This is a genomic window from Marinospirillum alkaliphilum DSM 21637 (genome assembly GCF_900119735.1).
Taxonomy (GTDB): Bacteria; Pseudomonadota; Gammaproteobacteria; order Pseudomonadales; family Halomonadaceae; genus Marinospirillum; species Marinospirillum alkaliphilum.
On sequence record NZ_FPJW01000001.1, the window covers coordinates 286,735 to 309,399 of the forward strand.

The window sequence follows — 22,665 nt, forward strand, 5'->3', positions numbered from 1 at the left end:
AGGTATGCATGAAGCGGACAGATCAGGAGATTCAGGCACTGGGACGTGTGGCTGTGCTGATGGGTGGCTGCTCGGCTGAACGAGAGGTTTCTTTGCGCAGTGGCCAGGCCGTGCTTGCTGCATTATTGCGCTCGGGTGTGAATGCTTTTGGTCTGGAGCTGGGACCGGATGCCTTGGCGCAGATCATGGCTGAACCCATGGATCGGGCATTTATTGCCCTGCATGGTCGCGGTGGAGAGGACGGCAGCATTCAAGGCGTGCTGGAGTGGTTGCGCATTCCTTATACCGGTAGTGATGTGATGGCATCAGCACTGGCAATGGATAAATACAAGTGCAAACAAGTCTGGCAGGGCATGGGGCTGCCGACCCCTGCTTCGGCATTACTGACGCCTGACATTGATGCGCAGACGTTGGTCGAGCGTTTGGGTCTGCCATTGATGGTTAAACCTTCACATGAAGGCTCCAGCATTGGCATGAGCAAGGTGACATCGGCCGAACAGCTGGCGGCAGCCTATGATGAGGCGGCACGTTATGATGACCGGATTCTGGCCGAACAGTACATTACCGGTGCCGAGTTCACTGCCAGTATTGTTGATGACCAGGCACTACCACTGATTGGTTTAAAAACCACCCACGACTTTTATGATTTCAGTGCCAAATACATGGCTACAGATACGCGTTACCTGTTGCCTTGTGGACTGGATGCGGCGGAAGAGGCCCGCCTGCAGCAACTGGCTCTGGAGGCCTATAAGGCAGTGGGTTGTGAGGGTTGGGGGCGGGTTGACATCATGGTTGATGAACAAGGCCAGCCCTGGCTGCTGGAAGTGAATACCAGTCCGGGTATGACGGACCACAGTCTGGTACCTCAGGCAGCAGCTTATGCCGGTGTGGATTTTGATACCCTGGTGCTCAATATTCTTGCGACAGCACGCCTGAAGGTGTTTCGTGGCTAGAATGCTGTTCTGGCTGAGGGTGATTTTACCCTTGGTGGTGCTTTTGCTACTGGTTGGCTATTGGCTGAACTGGACTCTGGCACGCCCTGTGGGTCAGGTTGCCATCTATGGCGAGGTTCGTCATAGCGATCTGGCGCAATTGCAGCAACGTGCTTTGCCCTGGTTGGAAGAGCCCTTCTGGAAAGTGGATCTGCAAGGACTCAAACAGGCACTGGAGCAGGACCCCTGGTTAAAAAAAGTGCAGATCAGTCGGCACTGGCCAGACCGGATTCAACTGGATCTGGTGGAGCGGGAAGCCTGGGCACGCTGGAATGAAACAGCGCTGATTGATGTTGATGGTCAGGGGTTCCACCCACCAACACCTGTGCAGCCTTTACCTGCTCGCCATATTCATGCAGGCGTGGAATCCATGCCAGAAGCTGTACAGCTTTGGCATAAGCTGGAGCCTTTGCTCGAGGCGCGTGATCTGGAATTAACCGGATTACGCTATGAGGCGCGAGGTTCCTGGCAGTTAGAACTCGATGGAGCTGTCCGGGTGCTGGTTGGTCGTGATAACATGGAAGCCCGCATCAACCGTTTTTTGTGGGCCTGGACAGCTTGGCTGGCAGCAGAGTCAGAAAAAATCGAGCGGATTGATTTGCGTTATCCCAATGGTATGTCGGTTGCCTGGCTAGAGTCAGGTCGAAAATAATCAAGGAGTTAGCCTGCGTATGGCTCACCAATCCAACCACGGTAATCTTGTTGTCGGCCTGGATATCGGTACATCCAAGGTGGTCGCCATTGTTGGGCAGCGTACACCGGAAGGAAAACTGGAAATCATTGGTCTGGGTTCCCACCCTTCCCGCGGTATGAAAAAAGGCGTGGTGGTTAATATTGATTCAACCGTGCAATCCATTCGTCGTGCGGTTGAAGAAGCTGAATTGATGGCTGGCTGTGAAATTCATTCTGTCTATGTGGGAATTGCCGGTAGCCACGTACACAGCATGAACTCCCATGGTATTGTTGCCATTCGAGATCGTGAAGTGCGTGAGGCAGATCTGGAGCGGGTTATTGATGCAGCTCGTGCCGTTGCCATTCCTGCTGATCAGAAAATCATTCATATTCTGCCGCAGGAATACGCGATTGATAACCAGGAGGGTATTCGTGAACCCCTTGGTATGTCTGGTGTGCGTCTGGAAGCCAAGGTGCATCTGGTCACCTGCGCAGTTAATGCCGTTCAGAATATTGAAAAGTGTGTGCGTCGCTGTGGTCTGGAAGTTGAAGATATTATTCTGGAACAATTGGCATCCAGTTATGCAGTATTAACTGAAGATGAAAAAGAACTGGGTGTATGTATTGTTGATATCGGGGGAGGGACAACCGATATTGCTATTTTTACGGAAGGTGCCATACGTCATACTGCCGTTATTCCGATTGCCGGTGACCAGGTCACGAATGACATTGCCATGGCACTGCGTACACCAACGGTTCATGCTGAAGACATCAAGATCAAGTATGCTTGCGCCTTGACTCAGCTGGCTGGCCCAGACGAAATGCTGAAAGTCCCCAGTGTTGGTGATCGTCCGCCGCGTGACTTGTCTCGACAGGCTTTGGCTGAAGTGGTTGAGCCACGTTATGACGAGCTGTTTACACTGATTCTGGCGGAAATCCGCCGCAGTGGGTATGAGAATCTGATCCCTGCCGGTATTGTGCTGACCGGTGGCACCTCAAAAATGGAAGGTGCGGTAGATCTGGCTGAAGAAATCTTTCATGCACCGGTTCGCCTCGCCAGTCCGCAGTTTGTGGTGGGACTGGATGATGTGGTCAGTAATCCGATTCATGCAACGGGTGTGGGGCTATTGCACTATGCTTTGCAGCGCACGGTGGCTGAAGGTTTGCCAGAAGGTGGATATCGACACGAGCCGCTACGGGCTGAAATGACCCAGGAGGGGGTGATTCAGCGAGTGAAACATTGGTTTCAGCGACAGTTTTAATCGATTTGCTTTTTTCATGTAATTAAACAAGGATAGGCAGCAGATTTTTTTATCAAATGGCTTTCAAATAGTGTTCTGTATTTGTTAGTCTAATGCAAAGTTGCGTAATCAAGCGTTTATGGGCAGTACCGCCTGGCCGCGACAAAGGTGGGCTGTTTTCAGGAGACGGGCAAATGGCTTTTGAAATTGTAGATAATACGCCTTCAACATCGGCAGTCATCAAGGTGATTGGCGTGGGTGGTGGTGGTGGTAATGCGGTCAACCACATGGTGGCCGAAAAGATTGAGGGTGTTGAGTTTATCTGTGCCAACACCGATGCCCAGGCTTTGAAAACCTATGCGGCCAGAACGGTACTCCAGTTGGGTGGTGAAATCACCAAAGGGCTGGGAGCCGGCGCCAATCCTGAAGTGGGTCGCCAGGCAGCTCTGGAAGATCGCAAGTTGATAGAAGAGGTGTTGCAGGGAGCTGACATGGTGTTCATCACTGCCGGTATGGGTGGTGGTACGGGCACGGGTGCGGCGCCTGTGGTTGCTGAAATTGCCAAGGAGCTGGGAATTCTTTCTGTAGCGGTAGTGACCAAACCTTTTCCTTTTGAAGGTAAGAAACGCATGCGCCTGGCAGAAGAAGGGATTGAGCAACTGGTGCAGCATGTTGACTCGTTGATTACCATTCCCAATGAGCGTCTGTTGTCTGTGCTGGGCAAAAACACCTCGCTGCTGAATGCCTTTGGTATTGCCAACAACGTGCTTCTTGGCGCCGTGCAGGGCATTGCTGAACTGATAACCAACCCGGGTGTGATCAACCTTGACTTTGCCGACGTGCGCACTGTTATGTCCGAAATGGGTATGGCCATGATGGGTGCGGGTGCAGCGAAAGGCGATCAGCGTGCACGTGAGGCGGCAGAGCAAGCCGTTCGTTCACCCCTGCTGGAGGATATTGATCTGAAAGGTGCGCGCGGTATTCTGGTGAATGTCACGGCCAACAGTGACATGACCTTGCATGAGTTCAGTGAAGTGAACGATGTTGTGGGTGAGTTTGCTTCTGAGGATGCAACCATCATTGTCGGCACTTCGGTGGACAATAGTCTGGAAGATGAGCTGCGAGTCACTGTTGTTGCAACCGGCCTCAGTCACAAGAATCGTAAGCCGGTTGAAGCTGAAAAGCAGCAGGCTGCTGTGGTGCAGAAGCCGGTTCGCACCGTGCGCCCTTCGATGGGTGAGGTGTCTGGTGTGGAGGCTGTGGCAGCGGCGCGTGTTGCCAAGCCGGTTCCCAGCACCAAGACAGAGTCAGATATCGATTATCTGGATATCCCGGCTTTCCTTCGCCGTCAGGCTGACTAGGTTGCATATATCGGCGCTTCAGTAGCACTGGAGTGCCGATTGCTTCACATTTTTACAAATATCTTTTTTGCGACACTTTCCATATTTCAGAAGTTTGTTAAAATCTGATGAATATTATGCCCGGGAGCCAGATTTTCGGGTTCATCATGTAGCATAGTCCCGTCGGGACTGAGATGAGTGGCAATGATCAAGCAATGCACCCTGAGAAATACCATTCGAGCAACCGGTGTGGGTTTGCACTCTGGCGAGAAGGTTTACCTGACACTGCGTCCTGCTCCTGCCAACACTGGAATTGTTTTTCGACGGGTGGATCTGGAGCCGGTGGCTGAAATTCATGCTTGTGCCCAGAATGTGACAGAAACAACGCTGTCTACAACCCTTTCGGAAGGTGAGGCCAAGGTCAGTACGGTAGAGCACCTGCTCTCAGCTTTGGCTGGGTTGGGTATAGATAATCTGTATGTGGAAGTCAGTGCGCCTGAAGTCCCGATCATGGACGGCAGTGCTGGTCCATTTGTTTTCCTGATCCAGTCAGCTGGCATCCAGGAGCTTGATGCACCCAAGCAGTTTATTCGTATCAAGAAAAAGGTTGAAGTGCGTGAAGATGACAAGCTTGCCAGCTTCGAGCCTTATGATGGATTCCGCGTAGGCTTCAGCATCGACTTTGATCACCCGGTGTTTCGTGATCAGAAGCAGAATGCAGTGATTGATTTTTCAACCACTTCTTTTGTTCGTGAAGTCAGTCGTGCCCGTACCTTTGGTTTTATGCGTGATATTGAGTATTTGCGCTCACGCAACCTGGCATTGGGTGGCAGCATGGAAAATGCCATTGTGGTTGATGACTATCGTATCCTCAATGAAGACGGCTTGCGTTATGAGGATGAGTTCGTTAAACACAAGGTTCTGGATGCCATTGGTGATCTGTACCTGCTGGGCAAGAGCCTTATTGGCGAGTTCAAGGGTCACAAGTCAGGTCATGGTTTGAACAATCGCCTGTTGCGCGAGCTGATTCGCCAGCCTGATGCCTGGGAAGTGGTGACCTTTGTGGGTGAGGAAGAGCGCTCTCCAATATCCTATTCGTCATCACCGGCTGTCGCCTAAAATTGCCAGCAAGTCATGACCAATAAAAAGGCCGACGCAAGTCGGCTTTTTTATTGGTCGTTTTCTTCTTTGTGATTGGCAATGCGATGTAGCGAAGCTTTGAGCCTGGCGTGCTGAATTTCATTGGCAAGCTCAGCCATGACCTTGCGGGCATGGGGAGTGATGCGCGTTTTTTTTATTTTGGGTCTGGCTGGTGGAGGGTCAGGTCGAACCAGTGCTTCGATTTTTTCCAGTTCAGGTAGTTGTTTTTTCAGGCTCCTGATTAATTCCTGCTCAAGAAATCGAAGTTGTGTCAGGTTGCCGGCGCTCCCTGTTAGCAGGGTCAGGCGCTGGTTCTGGTAATTGGCAACCCGGAAAAAATCGCGCAATTCAGCAGGTAAAGCAGCTTTTACAAGTGTTTCCAATTGTTTCAAATATGCTGCCTTGTTTAATACCTGGCCGAAAATTGACGTATCTTTGTTAATCAGAGCATTTAGGGATTTTGTTCTGCCTGTTCTTGCCTTTATACTCACCACTGCCCCCTAGAAGTTCTGGATTATCAGAGCTTAGTCAAAAACCACCAAAACACCAAGGGGCAAGGAATGGGAAGCAATCGATGAATCTGATTTTCTGCAGCAGCAAGCATAGCTCAAGCCGATCCATCAATCTTACGCCAGGGTTACTGGCAATGGTTTTTTCGGTGGTGTTCATGATTCCGGCCGCGATGGGTGGCATGTTGGTTTACTGGTGGGTGGATGCCAGTGAACGAATGATGAAGGATCAAGCCAGCTTGATGTGGACACGTGAGCTGGAGGCGCAGCGCCAGGAAGTGGAAGACCTGAAGCGCAAATCTCTGGAGCGTATTGATGCGCTGACCCCCAAGATTGGTGAGCTGCAGGCCCGTCTGTTCCGTCTGGATGCACTGGGTAAGCGTCTTACCTCTGTTGCAAACCTCAGTGATGAATTTGATTTTGACCAGCCACCGCCACTGGGTGGTCCTGAGTATGTGTTTGAAGAAAGCTCTGGTTATACCGATTCAGAGTTGATGGAAGCACTGGACTCACTGAATCAGAAAATTGAGCAGCGTCAGCAGCAGTTGGAGCTGATTCATTCCTTGCTGACCAATCGTAGTTTTGCTGAGCAGGTTTATATTGCTGGTCGTCCGATTGAGCGTGGTTGGATGTCTTCGCCCTTTGGTCGTCGTAGTGATCCTTTTACCGGCCGTAGCTCCTGGCACGAAGGGATAGATTACGCCGGTAAAGAAAACTCCAATGTTATTGCTACTGGTGCTGGTGTGGTGGTGTTTGCATCGCGCCGTGGCGGTTTTGGTAAGCTGGTTGAAATTGATCATGGAGACGGTTATCTGACCCGTTATGCCCACCTGAATGACTTCAAGGTTGCTAAAGGTGACATCGTTCAGCGTGGTGACGTCATTGGACTGATGGGTTGTACCGGTCGTTGTACTGGTACCCACGTCCACTATGAAATCCTGCGTAATGGTCGTGCAGTCGATCCGGTTCGTTATGTATCTCGCGCTGCTCCCTGATGTATCGATCGGTTGAGTAGAAAAACACCCGCTGCGGCGGGTGTTTTTATTGGTGCACAGTAGTAAATGAAATGCTGACTCAAAAGTGCATTGCTTACCCTTGCTGGTGCCACACTTTTGCTTGAAAACATGGTATGTTGTTGCGCTAAAACGCCCATCATCCAACCACGGGTAAGGACAGTCGATGATTACCCCCTTGTTGAAAAAAATCTTTGGCAGTAAGAACGAGCGTGAGCTGAAGCGCCTGCGTAAAATTGTTGAGCAGATTAACGCGCTTGAGCCTCAGTTGGAGAGTCTGCAGGAAGCTGATTTTAAACAGCGGACCCAGGCTTTAAAGGAGCGAGCCGCACAAGGTGAATCGCTGGATCGTTTGTTGCCTGAAAGTTTTGCCCTGGTCCGTGAAGCCAGTAAGCGGGCTTTAGGCATGCGCCATTTTGATGTGCAGCTGATCGGTGGCATGGTACTGCACGAAGGCAAGATTGCTGAAATGCGTACTGGTGAAGGTAAAACACTGGTAGCCACCCTGGCGGTTTACCTTAATGCCCTGGCAGGAAAAGGTGTTCACGTTGTTACGGTAAACGATTACCTGGCGCGTCGCGATGCGGGCTGGATGGGGCGCCTTTATAACTATCTGGGCCTGACAGTGGGTGTCATTTATTCCGGTCAAAGCCAGGAAGAGAAGCGCACGGCGTACCAGGCGGATATCACTTACGGCACCAACAACGAATTTGGTTTTGATTACCTGCGCGACAACATGGCTTTTTCGTTGCAGGACCGCGTACAGCGCGATCTTTTTTATGCGGTGGTGGATGAGGTTGACTCCATCCTGATTGATGAAGCGCGTACCCCGCTGATTATTTCTGGTGCTGCTGAAGACAGCTCAGAGCTTTATCGAGCAATTAATCGTTTGATGCCGTCTCTGAAGCCCTGGGATGAAGAAGCAGAGGTAGGCGATTTTATTGTTGATGAAAAACAACGCAGCATTGAACTGACGGAACAAGGCCACCAGTTGGTTGAAGAGTTGCTGACCAAAGAAGGCCTGTTGAAAGAGGGTGATAGCCTCTACGCAGCAGGTAATCTGAATCTGCTGCACCATGTGCATTCAGCGCTGCGTGCACACCAGATGTTCCATAAAGATGTGGACTATATCGTCAGCGAAGGTCAGGTGGTCATTGTTGATGAGCACACTGGACGCACGATGCCGGGCCGTCGTTGGGGCGAGGGACTGCATCAGGCCGTTGAGGCAAAAGAAGGCCTGCGTATTCAGGCAGAAAGCCAGACTCTTGCTTCCACTACCTTCCAGAACTATTTCCGTATTTACGAAAAACTCTCTGGTATGACCGGTACGGCTGATACGGAAGCCTATGAGTTTAATCACATCTACGGTCTTGATGTGGTGGTCATTCCTACCAACCGTCCGGTACAGCGTATTGACCTGAACGACCTGGTCTACATGACTGCTGAAGAGAAATACGCAGCCATTATTGAAGACGTTCGTTACTGTGTTGAGAAGGGTCAACCAGTACTGGTGGGTACGGCATCCATCGAAACCTCTGAATATGTCAGTCGCTTGCTGAAAAAAGCAGGTGTCCAGCATAAAGTACTGAATGCCAAGCAGCATGAAAGTGAAGCGGAAATCATTGCTCAGGCAGGACGTCCGGGTGCTGTGACGCTGGCTACCAACATGGCCGGTCGTGGTACAGACATCATGCTGGGTGGCAACTGGGAAGCTGAAGCGGCCAAGCTGGCAGATGCCACCCCTGAGAAGCTCGAAAAACTCAAGAGTGAGTGGCAGCAACGTCATGATGCGGTGTTGGAAGCTGGTGGCCTGCATGTCATCGGTACAGAGCGCCATGAATCACGCCGTATTGATAATCAGCTGCGAGGCCGCTCTGGTCGCCAGGGTGATCCTGGCAGTACCCGCTTCTTCTTGTCGCTTGAAGATAACTTGATGCGGATTTTTGCATCAGAGCGCGTCAAGAACATGATGTCCATGCTTGGCATGAAAGAAGGTGAGGCCATTGAACACAAGATGGTCACCAATGCCGTTGAAAAAGCACAGCGTAAGGTTGAAAGTCGTAACTTTGACATCCGTAAACAGCTGCTGGAATACGATGATGTCAATAACGATCAGCGCCGTGTTGTGTACAGCCAGCGTCGTGAAATTCTGGAAGCAGAGGAAATTGCAGAAGAAGTAACGCTGATGCGTCAGGACGTGCTGGATGATGCAGTTTCACAGTTTATACCACCTCAATCGATGCCCGAACAGTGGCGCATTGCCGAGTTGGAAAAACATCTGGAAGCAGAGTTTAATCTGTCAGTCCCTGTTCAGCAGTGGCTGGATGAAGACAAGCAACTGCATGAAGAAAGTCTGCGTGAGAAGTTGCAGCAGGCATTGCAGGATGCTTATGCTGAAAAGGAGCAGCAGGCTGGTGCAGAACTGCTTCGCAAGTTTGAGCAGCAGGTGATGCTACAGGTACTGGATACCCGCTGGAAAGAGCACCTGCAAAGCATGGATCAGTTGCGACAGGGTATCCATCTGCGTGGTTATGCTCAGAAGAATCCGAAACAGGAATACAAGCGTGAAGCTTATGGGCTGTTTGAGCACTTCCTTGGTAATGTACGCAAGGATGTGGTGCGTATTCTCAGCCACGTTAAGATTCGTACACCAGAGGAAGTTGAAGCGCTGGAACGGCAGCGCCGAGCGGAATCTGAGCTGTTGATGCAGCGTCAGAATGCTCGCCACGAAAACCCGGACGCAGCTTCAGGGCAGCAGGATGGCAGTGCACAGCCGTTCAAGCGTGATTTTCCAAAGGTAGGGCGTAACGATCCTTGTCCTTGTGGTTCAGGCAAAAAATTCAAGCAGTGTCATGGCAAGCTCAGTTGAGTAAGCTGCAATTACCTGATTAAACAGGAAGATTGATACCCCTGGCTCGATTGAGCCGGGGTGAAAGGAAGCTTTGGGATAGTCCAAATCGTTAGAATTGAATAGCGCTGGGGTGGAGTGTTATGGCCGTTGGTGAGCTGGTGTTGCCTGAGTTTGAAACAATTGATGGTGTCAGGATCGGTACGGCCAGTGCAGGCATTAAAAAGCCGGGCCGCAAGGACTTGGTGATCTTTGAGCTGGCTGAAGGCAGCAGTGTTGCCGGTGTATTCACTCTCAATGCTTTTTGTGCTGCTCCAGTACAGGTTTCTCGTGAACACCTGCAAAAGAGTGCGCCGCGCTTTTTTCTGATCAATACCGGTAATGCCAATGCTGGAACAGGTGTGTCGGGCCTGGAAAATGCACGCCAAAGCTGTCAAGCCGTTGCAGATCTGGCTGGTGTAACAGCAAGTGCAGTACTGCCATTTTCAACGGGTGTGATTGGTGAACCCCTGCCGATGGATCGACTGCTGTCAGCCTTGCCGGCTGCCCTCGAGGCCTTGTCGGAAAAAGGTTGGGCTGATGCCGCCGCTGGTATCATGACCACAGACACCAAGCCCAAGGGTGCTACGGCCAGCTGCATGATTAATGGACAGCCGGTTAAAATCAGTGGCATCGCAAAGGGTGCGGGCATGATTCGACCCAACATGGCCACCATGCTGGGTTTTGTTGCCACGGATGCTGCCATTGCCCAGCCACTGTTAAAACAGTTGCTGAGTGAAGCTGCAGACGCCAGTTTCAACCGTATTACCATTGATGGTGACACCTCCACCAATGATTGCTGCATGTTGGTTGCCACCGGACGTTCTGCCGAAATTAATGCTGCAGATCATCAAGCCGTGGAGGCTTTCCGCACTTGCCTGAAGCAAGTGATGACTCAACTGGCTCATACCATCGTCCGTGATGGTGAAGGGGCGACCAAATTTGTTACCGTCAAGGTAGAACAGGCAGGCTGCCGTGAAGAAGCACTGGAAGCTGCTTTTACTGTTGCTCACTCCCCGCTGGTTAAAACAGCGCTGTATGCCAGTGATGCCAACTGGGGACGCATTCTGGCGGCAGTAGGGCGTGCACCAGGCCTGGAAAACCTGGATGTATCTGGTGTGACGGTTTATCTGGGTGATGTGTTGCTGGTGGAAAAGGGTGGCCGTGCAGCCAGTTACACGGAAGCAGCAGGCTCAGCAGTGATGAAGCAGGCAGAAATCACTTTCCGCATTCTGCTGGGACGCGGTGAAATCAGCGAAACCGTGTGGACCTGCGACTTCTCGCACGATTACGTCACCATCAACGCTGACTATCGCACTTGAGGTTTTTCTAACCATGCCACAACCCTTACTGGTTGCTGCTGCTGCCATTATCAATGAGCAAGGCCAGGTGCTGATTGCACGTCGGCCTGTTAATGCAGATCAGGGCGGGTTGTGGGAGTTCCCCGGCGGCAAGTTGGCACCTTATGAGACAGGATTGCAGGCCCTGAAGCGGGAAATACATGAGGAGCTCGGCATTGAAATACAAAAAGCCAGGCCGTTGATCCGGGTGCGTCATGAATACCCGGGAAAAACCGTGCTACTGGATGTATGGAAAGTGCTGGACTTCTCGGGAGAACCCTGGGGGCGTGAAGGACAGCCAGTACGCTGGGTGGATATGCAGGACTTGGGTGATTACTCCTTTCCTGCAGCCAATCGCCCGATTCTGAATGCCATACGTTTGCCAGATCAATATATGGTGACTGGTGATTTTGCATCGCCAGAAATGGCGTTGCAGCGACTCCATCAAGCGCTGGAACAAGGCATCCGGTTGGTGCAACTGCGCGCCCCGCAACTGGATGCTGAAGCCTATCGCTTGGTGGCGCAGCAGTTTCTGGAGGCCTGTCGCAAAGCCAATGCCCAGTTATTGCTGAATGCTGATCCAGCATTGCTGGAACAAGTGGATGCTGATGGTGTGCACCTGAATTCAGCTCGCCTGGCAGCCTTCCATCATCGCCCGGTGAGCAGTAACAAGTGGCTGTCTGTTGCTTGCCATGACCTGGCCAGCTTGAAAAAGGCTGAAACCTTGCAGGCTGATCTGGCGACCTTGTCACCGATACAAGTAACAAGCTGTCATCCAGATGTGGCACCGTTAGGTTGGCAAGCGTTTCAGGAGCTGATTAAACAGGTCCGCATGCCGGTCTATGCGCTGGGAGGGATGTCGCCCACCGACCGTGACAGGGTTTTTGGTCTGGGTGGGCAGGGTGTTGCTGGTATCAGCTGTTACTGGTCTTCCTGATCATCCAGATCGGTGATGGCTGGTTCACCGGGAATCTTGTGTTCTTCAGCAGCCCATTCACCCAAATCGATCAGTTTGCAGCGTTCGCTGCAAAAGGGCCGCCAGGGGTTTTCTTTGCCAAGGATGGAGGGTTTGCCACAGGTTGGGCAGGGAAAAATCCGGGTTGGTTCACCTTTCATGCGCTTTTTTCTTCAGCCAGTTTTAAATAGTGTTGATGCAGGCATTCTACCTGTTGTTGCAGCTCACTCAAGCTCCCGGTGTTGTTAATCACATCATCGGCTCGTTTGATTCGGTCTTCCCTTTTGATCTGCTGGGCAAGAATACGCTCGACTAATTCTGGCGTGTTGCCATCACGTTGGCAGGTGCGCTCTATTTGCATTGCTTCAGGCACGTCAATCACCAGTACGCGGTCCACGTGCTGATGCTGTGCGGTTTCCAATAACAGTGGGGAAGACAGGATGCTATAAATTGACTGATTCTGTTTTAATGCCCTTGACACCTGCTCAGCAACCCAGGGATGGATTAACTGTTCAAGCCAGATGCGTGCCTGCTGATTATTAAAAACCAGTTCCCTCAGTTGGGCGCGGTCAAGGCTGCCGTCGTCGTTTTGAAGTTGATAACCAAAATGCAAGAAGACCTGATCAAGCAAAGGCGAGCCTGAAGCCAGTGCCTGACGGGCAAGAACATCAGTATCAATCACATTGATGCCAAGTTTTTCAAAGATATTTGATGCGGCTGTTTTCCCTGATCCAATTCCGCCAGTTAAACCAACAATTAATCGGGGCTTCTGCTGATCTATAATATCGTTGCCAGTCATTTGAAAGCTTTGTGCCTCGGTTTCATGAAACTAAAAATAAAATTATATTGATTTGAATGTCAGGCTTGCGTAAAAAATTTTTTTGTATAAAAATTACTCCGCCTGTTGAAATTCCCCTGGAGAAAAATATGTCTATTTTAGCATCCTACCGTGAAAAAGAAGAGTTACTGCGCAAGCTTCAGGATGAACTTAAAAAAATGGAAGAAAACCAGCAATTAAAGAAAGAGCTGGATTTCAAAAGTGAAGTGGAAGCACTGCTGGATAAACACCAGCGCTCTGTAGCCGACCTGCTCGAAATTTTTGGCCTGAATGCTTCAACATCCACTAAAGTTTCTGGTCGTGGCAACCGTCGTAGCCGCAAGATGAAGGTGTATCAGAACCCCAAAACGGGCGAAAAGATTGAAACCCGTGGTGGTAACCACAAGATTCTGAAAGAGTGGAAAAAAGAGCACGGTTCAGAGACGGTTGAAGGCTGGCTGGTAGAAGAAAAGGATTAACTGTCTGCAGCTCAAAAAAAGCCCTGACTAAGATCAGGGCTTTTTTATATCCGTGACGGAACTTATAAATCAAATGGTGTTGCTTACCAAACTCACATGGTTTGCCGGGATATCTCTATCGATATATGCCATGCCCAGCAGTTTTAAATATTCCATGCGATCAGCTTTCATCAGGTCGATGACCGGTAGGTTGAATCCGTTATCCTGATAGATCTCAGCCAGGTATGCCAGGTAGTGCTCACCTGCTTCCAGCAATAACAGGCTGGCAGCGCCTACATCCGGCCTTATCTCGGCGTTCAGGTTTTCAGGGAGCTGCACTGCAAACACAACCGGTTCCTCCTTGCCCTCAAAGCGTACGCTGCGATTGCGAACAGTTTGTCTGGCCCAATACCAGGCCAAGGCTTTACTTTGAGTGAGGAAAACAGGTTCGGTGGTGTCTGTATAACCATCATCACCAATGGTTGCCATGGTTTTTCTGGTGGCTTCTCTCAGGGCTTGATCACCAGAGCGCAGTATCCCTTGCTGCTGAATGGACTCAATCAGCGCCGAGGAGGTGCCGTGGTACCAGACATTGCTGGTGGCAAAACCCTGTTCAGTTAATAAATCTTTGGAGTCTTTCAGAAAAGCCGGTGTGTCAGTCATCATTGAGCCACTTATTCAGTTTGCAGTAGAAATCAGCCTGGAAGCCTCTGATTGACTATTGTGCTTGCCCTTGCCTGCACTCATTGCGCTAATCAAAAGTTTCCTTGTCATTCTAACAAAAAAAGGCGACACCTTCTGGAAGGGTCGCCTTTTTATCAGGATGCTTCTGACACGATGCTAAGATGAGTCAGAACACGTCCCTTGTCAGCTTAGCTGAACTGGTTGGAGGTGTTTTTGGCACCACCGGCTTTCAGAGCCGCTTCACCAGCGTAGTATTCCTTGTGGTCGTCACCGATGTCAGAACCAGACATGTTCTGGTGCTTCACACAGGCGATGCCCTGACGGATTTCCTTACGCTGTACGCCTTCCACGTAGCCCAGCATACCTGCTTCACCGAAGTACTCTTTCGCCAGGTTGTCTACAGACAAGGCAGTGGTGTGGTAAGTCGGCAGTGTAATCAGGTGGTGGAACACGTTGGCTTCACGTGAACAATCGGCCTGGAAGGTGCGAACACGTGCATCAGCTTCAGCAGACAGTTCAGAGTCGTCGTACTTGGCGTTCATCAGGTCGGCACGGTCATAGGCAGAAACGTCTTTGCCTTGCTCAACCCAGGAGTCAAACACCTGCTGACGGAAGTTCAGTGTCCAGTTGAAAGAAGGCGAGTTGTTGTAAACCAGTTTGGCATCCGGGTGTACTTTGCGCACTTCATTCATCATGTCACGGATTTCGTGAACAGTCGGAACAGCAGTTTCGATCCACAGCAGGTCGGCACCGGCATTGATGGCTTCAACACAGTCGAATACACAACGCTCGTGACCAGTGCCTTCGCGGAACTGGTACAGGCCGGAAGCCAGACGCTTCGGACGAACCAGTTTGCCGTTACGGCTGATCAGTACGTCACCTTCAGAGGTTTGCTCAGGAGTGACTTCTTCACAATCCAGGTAGGAGTTGTAAACGTCACCCTGGTCGCCTGGCTCGCGCACTACAGCGATTTCCTTGGTCAGACCAGCGCCTTCAGAGTCGGTACGGGCAACAATCACACCGTCATCCACACCCAGCTCCAGGAAAGCGTAACGCAGGGCACGCAGTTTGGCGTGGAAGTCGTTGTGAGGAACGGTCACTTTACCGTCCTGGTGACCGCACTGCTTCTCGTCAGCCACCTGGTTTTCGATCTGCAGACAGCAGGCGCCGGCTTCGATCATTTTCTTGGCCAGCAGGTAGGTCGCTTCAGCGTTACCAAAACCAGCGTCGATGTCGGCAATGATTGGCACTACGTGAGTCTGGTGGTTGTCGATCTGCTTCTGAACTTCGGCTTCTTTAGCCTTGTCGCCAGCTTCGCGGGCTTTGTCCAGTTCACGGAACAGGCCACCCAGTTCACGGGCATCAGCCTGGCGCAGGAATTTGTAGAGTTCTTCAACCAGGTTGGCAACAACGGTTTTTTCGTGCATGGACTGGTCAGGCAGTGGACCGAACTCGGAACGCAGGGCAGCAACCATCCAGCCAGACAGGTAGAGGTACTTGCGCTCGGTGGTGCCGAAGTGCTTCTTGATGGAGATCAGCTTCTGCTGACCTACAAAACCGTGCCAGCAGCCCAGGGACTGGGTGTATTTGGTTTTGTCCTTGTCGAACTCAGCCATGTCACGGCGCATGATGCCAGCGGTGTAACGCGCAATGTCCAGGCCGGTCTTGAATTTGTTCTGAGCGCGCATACGAGCGACATATTCAGGATTGATCGCATCCCATGCAGAACCATTTTTGGCTTTCAGTGTTGCGACTGCATCGATGTCTTTCTGATAAGTTGACATGCTATTTCCTCAAAACAGGTGCTGGTTTATTGACGTCCACGGTTAACATCTCGGGTTGCCAACCGTTTGGTGCAGTGCATCATGCACCAGCATCCATCGAGATACAAATAGGCATTAGTCGGGGGGTTTTGGTTGTAATTTGACTACAGTGGTAGTCAAATTACAGGATCATGACGGGAAGTGATTTATCAGAGTTGCTGGGTCTGCAAATGCCTGGATACCTCGGCCTTGCTCCAGTTGACTTTGAATGCCTGCGCTGCCCGGTAGGCCTCGCGATGCTCTGCGGTGTAAAGCTCGGCGCGGGATTCGCGGTAGTGAGGCCACCACAGCAGATGACGTTCATCAATCAATAGCAAGGCTTGTTGTGCCGGACGATAGAGTGCATGCGACTGGCGGATTTCGATATGACTGGGTGCACGCTGGTAAAGTTTTAACAAGGCGCCACCCTGGCGTGCAAACTGACGGGTTTCCCCCAATAAACACTGCACACGGCTATGTTGATGACGGCGTGCCAGAGATAACAAGGGAGATAAAGTATCTTCCGAGAACCATTGATCGATGTAAGCCGGAGTTTCCAAAGCAAAACTGCGGCTGGCCTGTTTGATCAGTGTGGTGATGCAAAGGCGTAATTGTTCGTGGCCTTGAATACGCAGCTGATTGGTCGTCGGAAGTGAATCAAGTATGTCTGACTCAGTCAGTTGGCTATCTTGCTGCTGCTCGGTAGTGAGCTCCAGTTCCATCGGTAGATGGGGAATGCCGACTTCCATGTATTCCTCACCGGCAGCCTTGAAACCGAGTTTCTGATACAGCCCCAATGCGCTGATCTGGGCATTCAGGCCAACTTTTTTCAAACCGATGCGGCGACAGTGTTCAATGGCCCGCTGCATGATCTTTTCGCCCAGGCCTTTGCCGCGCAGGGGCTGCAGCACGGCAAGTCGACCAATCTTGCCATCGGGTGTGACACGGGCTGTGGCAACCGGACGATCATTAACCAGTAACAGGAAGTGTTCGCTGACAGCATCCTGTTCATCCCATTCTTCATCAGCTGGAATTTGTTGTTCTGCTACAAAAACCTTGTGACGGATCAGGCGGCAATCTTCCCCTAGCTGTTCCCAACTACCTTGCCGTGCTACAAGGCGGGCTCGGCTGCTCTGCGTGGCCGTATCAGTCATCGGGAACTCCTGTTGGTTGGATTGAAAGGTTTCCTTCAGTGCAGTGCCTGGCCCCTTTCATCTGCTTCATCGGGGAGATACAGGCTGCCCTGGTTGATCAATTGCAGTAACAAGGCCGTTGATTCAGGGCTTTGTAACGCCAGTTTAATGAATTGTGTGTCAAAGGTGAACTGCTGGCACAGGTTTTCAATCCAGCCCTGCAGGCTTGCCGGGTAGCACCAGGCTTCACCGTCTGCAAATAACCAGCGCCCTTCTGCTGCGGCACGAAACGCCAGTCGACTGCCTTCGGCAACAGCCAGTAACACCTGGTTAGGTGCTGCAAAACGCAGCAGGGCTTCCAGTTGTTCCTGCTGCCAGGGTTGTTCCGGTGGCAGTAGCTGGTCTTCATACTTGGTCTGGGTTATGGCACGACCAAACCATTCACTCAGTGCCGCCGGGTTGTCCAGTGCGGTTTGCAGCAGGTTTTTCAGGCGCTGGATGGCCGCATCATCCATTTCGGCAGGATGGCGAGGAAGTGTCAGGTCAGCATCGGTGTAGCGCTGATCTTCTTTCAGGCGTTCACCGATGAAATCTGCAGCACCGCAGAGGGCTTCTTCGGCGCTGGGAGCACGGAAACCGACAGACCAGGTGGTACAGTCCTCACTGAGCGAGGTGCCCCAGTGTGCCAGCTGTGGTGGCAGGTACAACAGGTCACCGGGTTCCAGTACCCAGTCCATCTCCGGACTGGCCTGAAACTCGGTGAGAATTTTCAGGCGGGTATCAGTGCGCAGCGGGGTGGATTCATCACAGAACTGACCCAACTGCCAGCGGCGCTGACCGGATGCCTGGAGTAAAAATACATCATAATAATCGATGTGTGGACCAACACTGCCGCCGGGTGGTGCATAACTGATCATGATGTCATCGACCCGCCAGCGTGGCAGAAAGTCAAAGTGTTGCAGCAGTTCACCGACCTCTGGCAGCAGATGATCTACAGCCTGCACCAGCAGGGTCCAGTTGGTTGCGGGCAACTGGTCAAAAAACGCTTCTTCAAAAGGGCCGTTGAACAGCTGCCAGGGCGCTTCAGGCCCTTGCTCCATCACAATCCTCGACTCCACGGTTTCTTCCAGCGCCAGCCCCGCCAGCTCGTCAATGTCCAGCGGCGGTGTAAAACCGGGCAGTGCCTGGCGGATCAGCAATGGTTTTTTCTGCCAGTAGTCACGCAGAAAGTCTTCACGACTGATGGAGCCCAGAATCGAGATGGATGAGGTCATGTCAGATGGCCCTGGCCTGGGCAATGGCATTGCCGATGTAGTTGGCTGGTGTCAGGGCTTTTAACTCCTGTTTGGCTTCATCAGGAATCGCCAGGGTATCAATGAACTCGATCATGCCCTGTTGGGTGATGCTTTTGCCACGGGTCAGCTCTTTGAGTTTTTCATAGGGCTTTTCAATGCCGTAACGGCGCATCACTGTTTGTATCGGCTCAGCCAGTACTTCCCAGGCTGCATCCAGATCTGCAGCCAGGCGTGCCGGATTGGTTTCCAGCTTGGAAATACCCTTCAGGCTGGCCTGGTAAGCAATCAGGCTGTGGCCCAGGCCGACACCCAGGTTGCGCAGTACGGTGGAGTCGGTCAGGTCACGCTGCCAGCGGGAAATCGGCAGTTTGGCAGCCAGGTGGTCAAACAGCGCATTGGCAATGCCCAGATTGCCTTCGGAGTTTTCAAAGTCGATGGGGTTGACCTTGTGGGGCATGGTGGAAGAGCCGATTTCACCAGCCACGGTTTTCTGCTTGAAATAACCCAGTGAAATGTAACCCCAGACATCCCGGTCAAAGTCGATCAGGATGGTATTAAAACGGGCGATGGCATCAAACAGCTCGGCAATGTAGTCGTGAGGTTCAATCTGGGTGGTGTAGGGGTTCCAGTTCAGTCCCAGGCTTTTCACAAACACTTCGGCATTGGCCTGCCAGTCAATTTTTGGATAAGCACTCAGGTGAGCGTTGTAGTTGCCCACGGCACCGTTGATCTTGCCTAATAGTTCCACCGCTTCCACCTGACGGATCTGGCGCTCCAGGCGATACACCACGTTGGCCATTTCCTTGCCCAGCGTGGAGGGGCTGGCGGTCTGGCCGTGGGTGCGTGACAAGAGCGGCACTTCGGCATTTTTATGGGCCAGATCACGGATGGCGTTGGCAACACTGCGCATTTCCGGCAGCAGCACCTGCTCAAGGCCGCCTTTTAACATCAGCGCATGAGACAGGTTGTTGATGTCTTCACTGGTACAGGCAAAGTGGACAAACTCGCTGATGGCAGCCAGTTCAGGCAGCACTTCAATGCGATCCTTGATGAAGTACTCGACCGCTTTCACGTCGTGATTGGTGACCCGCTCATGGGTTTTGACTGCTTCAGCATCGGCCACGGAAAAATTGGCGATCAGATCATTCAGCAGTTGGTTGGCTTCTGCTGAAAGCGCGGGCACTTCGCTGATTTCAGGGTGTTCTGCCAGACGCTGCAACCAGCGCACTTCGACCTCAACCCGCGCACGGATCAATCCGTATTCGGAAAAGTGTTCGCGCAGCGCAGCAGTTTTGCTGCCGTAGCGGCCATCAACGGGAGACAGAGCGGTCAGGGCGGAGAGTTGATCAAGTGACATGCGAGGTTCCGGATGTTTGAAAGGAATTGAAGTTCGGCGTATCAGAAGCCCAGGGCATCCAGGTCTTTCAGGATGCGTTTGCGGGAGAACAGCAGTTTCCAGCGCTTGCCACCTGCCTGAGACCAGAGCATGGCGGAGCGGATGCCTGCCAGCAGCAGGGTGCGAATTTTATCGGCATTGCCCTGCTGTTGCAAAACGTTGGGATCACCGTGAACCTGCACCCGGAATGACAGGGTGCTGAGGGTGTCCTGATAGAGCCCGGCCAGTGCTGCCAGCACATTTTCGTGAGTCGGGCTGAAATGCAGTGCCTGTGCCTTGATGGCATCCAGGCGCTGACCGATGGCAGTGAGCATGCCGGGATTTTTGGTGAGTTTGGTCTGCAGTACCAGCATGGCCATGGCATAACGCAGCACATTCGGGTGAACGTCACCCTCTTTGGTCAGAATCTTGCGCAAGGCGCGGGCGCCACTGCGCAGGTTGAAAAAGTCACCGCCGTAGATATCTTCAGTGCGCTCCGGGTCTGTGACCAGAATCGAGCCAACACTGGTTTCAAAGGTATCCTGGTCGACCAGACCGCGCTGGGCCATGTCATGCACCAGTTGTGCGGCCTGAAATACACCGGCCAGAGCAAGGGTCTGGCGCATGCCGGAATCAAGGCTGTTCATGCAGTTTTTCCGCTTTCCAGTAAAAAGGTTGTTTCAATCACACCGCCACCCAGGCAGATATCACCCTGGTAAAAAACCACTGACTGCCCTGGTGTCACGGCCCGCTGAGGTTCACTGAACACCACGCGGCAGCGGCCTTCATCGAGTAGTTGTACCACACACTGCTGATCTCCCTGGCGGTAACGCACCTTGGCGGTACATTGGAAATCCGTGGCAGGTGGATGGCCAGCAACCCAGTCCGGGGCAGCACTGATCAATCCGTTGGTGAACAGCAAGGGGTGGTCCTCACCCTGAACCACCGTCAGGCGGTTGTTTTCCAGATCCTTGCCAGCCACAAACCAGGGCGCTTCCGGGTAACCCTTGACGCCACCAATGCCCAGGCCCTGACGCTGGCCGAGGGTGTAATACATGAGTCCGGCATGCTGACCGATAACTTCGCCCTGATCAGTGACCATCTCACCCGGCTGCGCGGGCAGGTAACGCTTGAGGAAATCACTGAAGCGCCGCTCACCGATGAAGCAGATGCCGGTGGAATCCTTTTTCTTTGCCGTAACCAATCCGTGTGCTTCGGCCAGACGCCGTACTTCCGGCTTGGCCAGCTCACCCACCGGGAAAAAGGTCAGGCCGATCTCACGGTGCCCCACGGCATGCAGGAAATAACTCTGATCCTTGTTGTTGTCCAGCCCGCGCAGCAGCAGAGCCTGGCCGTTTTCATCCTGGCCACGGCGTACATAATGGCCGGTGGCAATGTAATCGGCACCCAACAAGCGGGCGTAGTCCAGAAAGGCCTTGAACTTGATTTCGCGGTTACAGAGGATGTCCGGGTTGGGGGTGCGTCCGGCCTGGTATTCAGCCAGAAAATGCTCAAACACATGATCCCAGTACTCGGCAGCAAAATTGGCTGCGTGGAGTTTGATCCCCAGCTTGTCACACACCGCCTGGGCATCGGCATAATCTTCCTTGGCGGTACAGTATTCGGTGTTGTCGTCCTCTTCCCAGTTCTTCATGAACAGCCCTTCCACCTGATACCCCTGCTGCAGCAACAGCAGGGCAGAAACAGAAGAATCCACACCGCCGGACATGCCGACAATCACGCGGGTGGATGCAGGGTCAGGTAAGGTGGCAACAGGCACTGGTGGCTCCGGGCTCGACAAGGATCAAGTTAAATAAAACAGTGGCCGATTATACATGAAATGGTGGTTTTATTTTAAGGGGAATCGTTTGAGTGCCTTTGATCAAGACGATAAACCCTGAATACCTGCCAGCCGGTCAGCAGCGTCATCAGTATGAAAAATACCTGCAGCAGTTGGTATTGCAGCAGGAGTCCGGCCAGTAGTGCACCAAGTGCGGCAGCAACATCGCGCCAGAAGGTGAAACTGTTCAATTGCTGTTGGCGTTCAGTGGTGTCAGGAGTCAGGTCAGCCAGTTTTCTGGGTAACAACAGCATGAATAACCCATGACCGAGGATGGCCAGCAGGCTGCCGATCAGTATGCCGGGTCCGGGCAGCAGCAATCCGGCAGGCAGAAGTAGCAGCAGGGCGGCATACAGCCAGGGGTCTTCCTGTTGAAACAGGGAAAAACGCACGCTGATGATGCCCAGCAGCAGATTGAACAGGCGTTTGCCCACCATCAGCAGTGACGCCAGTGCCAGAGCTTCGGGCAGTCCCCAGCCGAGCTGACGTAACTGGGGAGCCAGCATCACCAGCCACAGGCCATCAAACAGCAGGCAGACCAGCAGTGTCAGTTGTTGCCAGGCACCGGGCCAGGGCAGGGTGAAACGAAACGCCGCCTGATTGTTGCCGGATTGGCTGGGTGGCAGGGCCAGTGCTGGAATGAAAGCCACCAGGCACAGGCCGCTGGCCAGCAGTAGCACTGCCTGGGTGGAAAACAGCCCGGTAAGCCAAGGGGCAGCCAGTAACACCAGCAGTGGGCCAACCTCCTGCAGGGTGGTGAACCAGCCAAGATTCTGCATGCGTTGTTGAGGGTGTTCGGTTGCATAGTGCAGGCAGGCCTGACGCATCAGGGCATAAGCAGCCCCCCACAGGCAGCGGGCCAGCAGCAATATCCAGATCTGATGGATGAAAACAAAGGCCAGGCTGGCCAGCGTGGCGAGCGTTACCGCAATAATCACCGAGTGACGTGGACCCAGCAGCAGGAAGTAGTGCATCACCCAGGGGTTGATGGCCAGGCGGATCAGGCGGTTGGCAGCAAGCAGAATACCAACCCAGATCAGCGTCAGGCCAAAGGACTCAAAATAAAGCGGTAGCAGCAGGTAAAGTACTGCATCCGAAACCAGGGTCAGTGTCAGTACCAGGCTGGCCAGTACCGTAGGGCGACTCTTGGCCGGGATGTGCACTTTCATTTT

The 22,665-nt window shown here is 52.5% G+C and carries 21 protein-coding genes; 10 read left to right on the forward strand and 11 right to left on the reverse strand.

Annotated elements, in window-relative coordinates; translation table 11 throughout:
• Positions 1 to 8: 8 nt before the first annotated feature.
• The 5 genes from BT114_RS01425 to lpxC all read left to right on the forward strand — a co-directional run bounded on the left by BT114_RS01425 (position 9) and on the right by lpxC (position 5,364).
• Positions 9 to 953, forward strand: coding sequence for a D-alanine--D-alanine ligase (locus BT114_RS01425; protein ID WP_072324521.1), 945 nt, complete (start codon positions 9 to 11; stop codon positions 951 to 953).
• Position 954: 1 nt separating this feature from the next.
• A complete protein-coding gene (locus BT114_RS01430) occupies positions 955 to 1,644 on the forward strand; it encodes a cell division protein FtsQ/DivIB (RefSeq protein ID WP_072324522.1) in 690 nt (229 codons plus the stop codon).
• 19 nt (positions 1,645 to 1,663) lie between these two features.
• Entirely contained in the window at positions 1,664 to 2,926 is a 1,263-nt protein-coding gene (ftsA, locus tag BT114_RS01435) for a cell division protein FtsA (RefSeq protein WP_072324523.1), read from the forward strand.
• A gap of 173 nt (positions 2,927 to 3,099) precedes the next feature.
• Entirely contained in the window at positions 3,100 to 4,266 is a 1,167-nt protein-coding gene (gene ftsZ, locus BT114_RS01440) for a cell division protein FtsZ (RefSeq protein ID WP_072324524.1), read from the forward strand.
• Between the two features lie 183 nt (positions 4,267 to 4,449).
• A complete protein-coding gene (gene lpxC / locus BT114_RS01445; protein ID WP_072324525.1) occupies positions 4,450 to 5,364 on the forward strand; it encodes a UDP-3-O-acyl-N-acetylglucosamine deacetylase in 915 nt (304 codons plus the stop codon).
• A 50-nt stretch (positions 5,365 to 5,414) separates the two neighbouring features.
• On the opposite strand, the gene BT114_RS01450 is transcribed toward lpxC, so the two are convergent.
• Positions 5,415 to 5,876, reverse strand: a complete 462-nt coding sequence (locus BT114_RS01450; RefSeq protein ID WP_177247019.1) for a DciA family protein — start codon at positions 5,874 to 5,876, stop codon at positions 5,415 to 5,417.
• Between the two features lie 155 nt (positions 5,877 to 6,031).
• On the opposite strand from BT114_RS01450, the gene BT114_RS01455 reads away from it, so the two are divergent.
• The 4 genes from BT114_RS01455 (at position 6,032) to BT114_RS01470 (ending at position 12,071) form a co-directional block, all read left to right on the forward strand.
• Positions 6,032 to 6,889 (forward strand): M23 family metallopeptidase, encoded by an 858-nt coding sequence (locus tag BT114_RS01455; protein WP_177247020.1) that lies wholly within the window; start codon positions 6,032 to 6,034, stop codon positions 6,887 to 6,889.
• A 184-nt stretch (positions 6,890 to 7,073) separates the two neighbouring features.
• Positions 7,074 to 9,776, forward strand: a complete 2,703-nt coding sequence (gene secA / locus BT114_RS01460; protein WP_072324528.1) for a preprotein translocase subunit SecA — start codon at positions 7,074 to 7,076, stop codon at positions 9,774 to 9,776.
• A gap of 122 nt (positions 9,777 to 9,898) precedes the next feature.
• Positions 9,899 to 11,116, forward strand: a complete 1,218-nt coding sequence (gene argJ / locus BT114_RS01465; RefSeq protein WP_072324529.1) for a bifunctional glutamate N-acetyltransferase/amino-acid acetyltransferase ArgJ — start codon at positions 9,899 to 9,901, stop codon at positions 11,114 to 11,116.
• A gap of 13 nt (positions 11,117 to 11,129) precedes the next feature.
• The gene (locus BT114_RS01470; protein ID WP_072324530.1) at positions 11,130 to 12,071 is read left to right on the forward strand and encodes a Nudix family hydrolase; all 942 of its coding nucleotides are present in this window, start codon (positions 11,130 to 11,132) and stop codon (positions 12,069 to 12,071) included.
• Here the strand turns inward: BT114_RS01470 and yacG are convergent.
• Together yacG and coaE are read right to left on the reverse strand one after the other, a co-directional pair.
• Positions 12,056 to 12,250 carry a DNA gyrase inhibitor YacG gene (yacG, locus tag BT114_RS01475; protein ID WP_072324531.1) on the reverse strand — a complete coding sequence of 65 codons (195 nt, stop codon included), beginning with the start codon at positions 12,248 to 12,250 and terminating at the stop codon, positions 12,056 to 12,058. The genes BT114_RS01470 and yacG overlap by 16 nt on opposite strands.
• Positions 12,247 to 12,888 carry a dephospho-CoA kinase gene (coaE, locus tag BT114_RS01480; protein ID WP_072324532.1) on the reverse strand — a complete coding sequence of 214 codons (642 nt, stop codon included), beginning with the start codon at positions 12,886 to 12,888 and terminating at the stop codon, positions 12,247 to 12,249. Before coaE ends, yacG begins: the two co-directional genes overlap by 4 nt.
• 128 nt (positions 12,889 to 13,016) lie before the next feature.
• On the opposite strand from coaE, the gene BT114_RS01485 reads away from it, so the two are divergent.
• Positions 13,017 to 13,385 carry a histone-like nucleoid-structuring protein, MvaT/MvaU family gene (locus BT114_RS01485; RefSeq protein ID WP_072324533.1) on the forward strand — a complete coding sequence of 123 codons (369 nt, stop codon included), beginning with the start codon at positions 13,017 to 13,019 and terminating at the stop codon, positions 13,383 to 13,385.
• Between the two features lie 69 nt (positions 13,386 to 13,454).
• On the opposite strand, the gene BT114_RS01490 is transcribed toward BT114_RS01485, so the two are convergent.
• From BT114_RS01490 to BT114_RS01525, 8 genes are all read right to left on the reverse strand, one after another.
• Positions 13,455 to 13,853 carry a hypothetical protein gene (locus BT114_RS01490; RefSeq protein ID WP_245770368.1) on the reverse strand — a complete coding sequence of 133 codons (399 nt, stop codon included), beginning with the start codon at positions 13,851 to 13,853 and terminating at the stop codon, positions 13,455 to 13,457.
• 383 nt (positions 13,854 to 14,236) lie between these two features.
• A complete protein-coding gene (locus tag BT114_RS01495) occupies positions 14,237 to 15,832 on the reverse strand; it encodes an isocitrate lyase (RefSeq protein WP_072324534.1) in 1,596 nt (531 codons plus the stop codon).
• Between the two features lie 188 nt (positions 15,833 to 16,020).
• Positions 16,021 to 17,004, reverse strand: a complete 984-nt coding sequence (locus BT114_RS01500; RefSeq protein WP_072324535.1) for a GNAT family N-acetyltransferase — start codon at positions 17,002 to 17,004, stop codon at positions 16,021 to 16,023.
• Positions 17,005 to 17,039: 35 nt separating this feature from the next.
• Entirely contained in the window at positions 17,040 to 18,257 is a 1,218-nt protein-coding gene (locus tag BT114_RS01505; RefSeq protein ID WP_072324536.1) for a cupin domain-containing protein, read from the reverse strand.
• 1 nt (position 18,258) lies between these two features.
• Positions 18,259 to 19,635 (reverse strand): adenylosuccinate lyase, encoded by a 1,377-nt coding sequence (gene purB, locus BT114_RS01510; RefSeq protein WP_072324537.1) that lies wholly within the window; start codon positions 19,633 to 19,635, stop codon positions 18,259 to 18,261.
• Between the two features lie 41 nt (positions 19,636 to 19,676).
• Entirely contained in the window at positions 19,677 to 20,300 is a 624-nt protein-coding gene (hflD, locus tag BT114_RS01515) for a high frequency lysogenization protein HflD (RefSeq protein ID WP_084661773.1), read from the reverse strand.
• The gene (gene mnmA / locus BT114_RS01520) at positions 20,297 to 21,433 is read right to left on the reverse strand and encodes a tRNA 2-thiouridine(34) synthase MnmA (RefSeq protein ID WP_281248986.1); all 1,137 of its coding nucleotides are present in this window, start codon (positions 21,431 to 21,433) and stop codon (positions 20,297 to 20,299) included. Before mnmA ends, hflD begins: the two co-directional genes overlap by 4 nt.
• Positions 21,434 to 21,507: 74 nt before the next feature.
• A complete protein-coding gene (locus tag BT114_RS01525; protein ID WP_072324539.1) occupies positions 21,508 to 22,662 on the reverse strand; it encodes an MFS transporter in 1,155 nt (384 codons plus the stop codon).
• Positions 22,663 to 22,665 lie beyond the last annotated feature (3 nt).